The 3,658-nt window shown below is 68.3% G+C and carries 4 protein-coding genes and 1 pseudogene; all 5 read right to left on the reverse strand.

The window, feature by feature from the left end; translation table 11 throughout:
* A partial coding sequence (locus tag CSW58_RS15920; protein WP_304441639.1) for a LysM domain-containing protein occupies positions 1 to 191 on the reverse strand: 191 nt, incomplete at its 3' end.
* On the reverse strand, positions 161 to 421 hold the full coding sequence (locus CSW58_RS15925; protein ID WP_304441640.1) for a LysM domain-containing protein: 261 nt from the start codon (positions 419 to 421) through the stop codon (positions 161 to 163). The genes CSW58_RS15920 and CSW58_RS15925, both read right to left, overlap by 31 nt.
* A 474-nt stretch (positions 422 to 895) precedes the next feature.
* A pseudogene (locus CSW58_RS08450) lies at positions 896 to 1,551 on the reverse strand (protein-L-isoaspartate(D-aspartate) O-methyltransferase).
* Positions 1,551 to 2,345 (reverse strand): 5'/3'-nucleotidase SurE, encoded by a 795-nt coding sequence (surE, locus tag CSW58_RS08455; RefSeq protein WP_099446996.1) that lies wholly within the window; start codon positions 2,343 to 2,345, stop codon positions 1,551 to 1,553. Before surE ends, CSW58_RS08450 begins: the two are co-directional and overlap by 1 nt.
* A 5-nt stretch (positions 2,346 to 2,350) precedes the next feature.
* Positions 2,351 to 3,646 carry a serine--tRNA ligase gene (gene serS / locus CSW58_RS08460; RefSeq protein ID WP_099446997.1) on the reverse strand — a complete coding sequence of 432 codons (1,296 nt, stop codon included), beginning with the start codon at positions 3,644 to 3,646 and terminating at the stop codon, positions 2,351 to 2,353.
* Positions 3,647 to 3,658: the final 12 nt, after the last annotated feature.

The raw sequence follows: 3,658 nt of genomic DNA on the forward strand, positions 1-3,658 counted from the left end.
GGCGCGGACGCGGCCTGGGACGTTTCCTGCGGGGCGGCCTGCAGGACGGTGGTCTTGGTCGGGCCCTTGTCCTTGTAGCCGGCGGGCAGCCGCAGCTTCTGGCCCTTCTTGATCGCCGCACCGGTCGACAGGTCGTTTTCCGCGGCGAGGGCGGCCGCGGTCACCGAGAAGCGCTTGGCGATGGCGAACATCGTATCGCCGCCCTGCACGACATAGGCCTTGGCGCGCGTGGTCGGCCCTTCAGCTTCTGGCCCGGCTTGATACGGTAAGGCGGCTCGAGGTCATTGTCCTTGGCCAGCTCGGCGCGGGTGGTGCCCAGGCCGCGGGCGATGGCGTCGATGGCGTCGCCGGACTCGACCACATGGATCTTCGGCGCGCCGGTGACATCGACCACCGGTCCGCCCACCTGGGTGACGACCACGGCGCGCGGCGGCGCGGGTTTGGGGGCCGGCGGCGGGGGGCCTGATAGACTTCCCGCTCGACCCGCGCGGGCTCGGGGGCGGCGGCAGCGGCGCCAGAGGCTGGCTGCTGACCTGGCCGCCAAGGCTGGGCTGGGTGATCGACGGCGCGGCGTCCTGTTCGGCCGATGCCGGCGCCTTCGCCGGAACGGAAGGCTCGGGCGGAGTGACCGCGGGTTCGGCCTGAGTGATCGGAAAGTTCGGCGTTCCCAGAGCGCGCGGCGCGCCGGGCGTCTGACCAGGGCGAGTCTGATACTGCGCGCTGGCCGTCTCGCAGGCCGAGAGCGCGCCCGCCGTCAGGGCGATCACCGCCGCTCGGGTCCACAACTGCCTCATAGCCTCTCCTTTCCTCACGGAAGCGTTCAAACGCCGCCGCAAGGGTAAATCAAACGTTAAATCGCACCGCGCCGCGACCCAAACCCCAGGCGACACGACCGCTATTCGCGGGCGACGCCATCCAGGATCGGGACGAAGCGCACTTCGCACAGGACCTCGACCTTGAAGCCCCCTGACCATCGCCGGCATAACGGCGTAGACTCTGTACAGGCCCCTTGCCGACCGGCGCCACCAGGACGCCGTTGGGTTTGAGCTGGGCCAGCAGAGTCTTGGGTTCTTCCTGAGCCGCCGCCGTGACCATAATACGGTCAAAAGGCGCCTGTTCGGGCCAGCCTTCCCAACCGTCGCCGAACTTGGTGATGACATTGGTCAGGCCCAGGGTCTGAAAGCGGCCCTCGGCCTCCTTCATCAGGGTGCGATAGCGCTCAACTGTATAGACCAGCCGCGACACCCGCGACAGGACGGCGGTCTGATAGCCGGACCCCGTGCCGATCTCAAGCACGCGGCTGCGCGGCTCAAGGGTCAGGGCCTGGGTCATCAGGCCGACGATATAGGGCTGGCTGATGGTCTGGCCGCAGGTGATCGGCAGGGCCGAATCTTCCCAGGCCCGATCCTTGAACAGGTCCGGGGTGAACAGGTCGCGCGGGGTCTTCTCGATGGCCGCCAGAACACCCAGGTCGGTGACGCCCTGGCGTTGCAGGCCTTCCAGCAGACGCTTGAGCGCCTCGGGCGTCTCGGGCGGCTTGGCCCTGGCCATCACGAAGCGGCCTCGTGCTTGGGCGGCGAGCCGCCGAGCACGCCCTTCATCGCGGCCACGGTGGGGTTATGGGTCAGATCGATGTGCAGCGGGGTGACCGATATGCGGCCCTCATAGACGGCTTTCAGATCGGTCCCCTCCAGCGGCGTGGACGGCTTGGCGGTGAAGCCCATCCAGTAGTAGTCGCGACCACGCAGATCGGTGCGCTTCTCCATGTGGCGCATATGCGAGTCGCGGAACCCCTGTCGTGTCACCTCGACGGCGTGGACCTGATCGATCGGCAGGGCCGGAAAATTGACGTTCATCACCACGTCGCTGGGCCAGCCGATCTGCAGCAGGCGCTCGACGATGCCCGGACCGAAATGCTCGGCGGTCTCCCAGTGGACCTCCACATGGTCGTGGAAGAAGGCCATGGCCTGCGACAGGGCGATGGCCGGAATGCCCATGGCCATGGCCTCGATGGCCCCCGCCACGGTGCCCGACAGAGTGACGTCCTCGGCGATGTTCTGGCCGCGATTGACGCCCGACAGCACCAAATCCGGCTGCTTGCCCTCGATCAGGTTCTGCACCGCCAGCATCACGCAGTCGGTCGGCGTGCCCTCGACGGCGAAGCGGCGGGGATCGATCGTGCGCACCCGCAGCGGATCGGCCAGGGTCAGGGCGCGGCTGGCGCCGGACTGTTCGTATTCCGGCGCGCAGATCCAGACATCGTCGGTCAGGGCGCGGGCGATCTTTTCCAGCGCGACGAGGCCCGGCGCGTGGATGCCGTCGTCATTGGTCAGCAGGATGCGCATGCCGGTCAGACCTGTCCGCCGATATGGGTGACGCCGCCCATATAGGGCACCAGCACGTCGGGCACCGTGATCCGACCGGTCTCGTCCTGATAGTTTTCCAGCACCGCCACCAGGGTGCGGCCGACGGCCAGGCCCGAGCCGTTCAGGGTGTGGACGTACTGGGTGCCCTTCTCGCCGGCCCGCCTGAAACGGGCGTCCATGCGCCGGGCCTGGAAGTCGCCGCAGTTGGAACAGGAGCTGATCTCGCGGAAGGTGTTCTGCGAGGGCAGCCAGACCTCCAGGTCATAGGTCTTGCGCGCCCCGAAGCCCATATCGCCGACGCACAGCAGCATGGTGCGGAACGGCAGCTTCAGCGCCTTGAGCACCGCCTCGGCGCAGCCGACCATCCGCTCGTGCTCGGCCTCGCTCTGGTCGGGGCTGGTGATCGAGACCAGCTCGACCTTGTAGAACTGATGCTGGCGGATCATGCCGCGGGTGTCGCGACCCGAGGCGCCGGCCTCGGAGCGGAAGCTCGGCGTCAGGGCGGTCATCCGCAGCGGCAGCTGCGTCTCGTCGAGGATCTGTTCGCGCACGATATTGGTCAGGGAGACCTCTGCGGTGGGGATCAACCAGTGGTCAGCCGTGGTGCGGAACAGGTCTTCGGCGAACTTCGGCAACTGCCCGGTGCCAAACAACGCCTCGTCCTTGACCAGCAGCGGCGGGCTGACCTCGACGTAGTCGTGCTTGACCGTCTGCAGGTCGAGCATGAACTGGCCCAGGGCCCGTTCCAGCCGGGCGATCTGGCCCTTGAGCACGACGAAGCGCGCGCCGCTCATCCGGGCGGCGGCCTCGAAGTCCATGCCGCCCAGGGCCGCGCCGAGATCGACATGATCCTTGGGGGCGTTCAGGCGACCTGCCGGGAGGGCGGCGGCGTCGCCCCAGCGGCGGATCTCGACATTGCCGGCCTCGTCCTCGCCCGCCGGCACATCATCGGCCGGAAGGTTTGGCAGGCTGGCCAGCAGGTCCTTCAGGCCGGTTCCGGCCTGCGCCTCAAGGATGGCGGCGTCGGCCATCAAGGCCTTGAGGGTCTCGACCTCGGCCATCAGGGCCTGGGCCTCGGCCTCGTCCTTGCGGGCCTTGGCCATGCCGATGCGCTTGGAGGCTTCGTTGCGGCGGGCCTGGCTGTCCTGCAGCGCCGTCTGGGCCGCGCGCAGCTGGGCGTCCAGCTTGACGGCCTCGGCGGCCGCGCCCGATCGGCCCTTGGCCGACCATGCGGCTTCGAACAGGTCGGGATTATCGCGAATGGCCTTGATGTCATGCATCGGGAGCGCTCG

It is taken from the genome of Caulobacter sp. B11, from assembly GCF_002737765.1.
In the GTDB taxonomy this organism is placed as follows: domain Bacteria; phylum Pseudomonadota; class Alphaproteobacteria; order Caulobacterales; family Caulobacteraceae; genus Caulobacter.

What these genes read in the sequence shown, in the direction of transcription:
- surE (WP_099446996.1), bottom strand. Translation starts at nt 2,345, where the DNA reads ATGCGCATCCTGCTGACCAATGACGACGGCATCCACGCGCCGGGCCTC.
- serS (WP_099446997.1), bottom strand. Translation starts at nt 3,646, where the DNA reads ATGCATGACATCAAGGCCATTCGCGATAATCCCGACCTGTTCGAAGCC.